At 58.2% G+C, this 837-nt stretch carries 1 protein-coding gene and 1 pseudogene; both read right to left on the bottom strand.

Annotated features, from left to right (window positions below; all coding sequences use genetic code 11):
* Positions 1–671, bottom strand: a pseudogene (locus tag DVK06_RS16730) (IS200/IS605 family transposon protein TnpB); the annotation flags it as partial.
* The coding region (locus DVK06_RS16725) for a transposase (RefSeq protein ID WP_199718750.1) at positions 668–837 on the bottom strand (170 nt) is incomplete at its 5' end. The gene DVK06_RS16725 and the pseudogene DVK06_RS16730, both read right to left, overlap by 4 nt.

The following is an 837-nucleotide window of genomic DNA, read 5'->3' as shown; positions in this document are numbered from 1 at the left end:
CCGAACAACTCACGACCGTCGTAGAGGTACTGGTTCCCAGTGGTCGTGGAACAGGCGACGAGATTGTTCGCGCCAACGTCAAGGGCGGCTTCGTGAGAAGCCAGTGGTGAATCCAGTCGAGAATCAGGGACGGTGACTGGTTGAAAAGCCCTGAACGTGTCGCTCACTTCGTCGTATTCGAGTTCCAGACGGCCCTGTTCGCCGTCCCACTTCGGGTTGCCTCGGACTTCGAGGCGGAGCCGTTCGTGGTAGCCGAGTCCGTACTCGTCTTTCAGTTCTTGCCCAACAGGAATTTCGAGACGACTACGCTTCCCCCACTGAATTGTGTACTGGTCGTTTCGGATGTAGGTACGGAGTTCGCGTCCGTCCTCTTCATTGCCCCAGTACGACGGTGGGTTGGCGTCCTCACCGTTCTCTTTGAGGGCGAAGAACGACCGCCACGCTTCGCTGTTCTTGCGCGTGACCTGTTGAACGGTCGCGCTTCCGACGACACCGTTGTACTGTCCACGGTACTCAGACGTGTCCCACACGTCGCCGTCACCGAAGTAGTTCTGACGACGTGCGTAGGTCAATTCGTTCCACAGAGAGGCGGACGCATCGAGGAGCCGTCGAAGGCACTCTTCGTCGTTCTCGGTCTGTGGAACCACTTCGAAGGTGTTGACGCGTTTCATTCGTCGCCACCTTCCTGTTCAGCGATGTACTGTTCGACAGCGCCCTTCGAGGCGCTCCCCGCGGTACCGACGTAGTACGAACGAGTCCACTTCACGCGGTCGTCGTATCTCTGGTTGTACTTGCGGGCAGAGATCCCCTTGATCCAGTTGACGATGAGTGACGGGG

The organism is Halorubrum sp. Atlit-28R, assembly GCF_003665955.1.
Lineage (GTDB): Archaea > Halobacteriota > Halobacteria > Halobacteriales > Haloferacaceae > Halorubrum > Halorubrum tropicale.
Note: the sequence above shows the minus strand (reverse complement) of the source record. Positions and strands in the feature narration are given on the sequence as shown.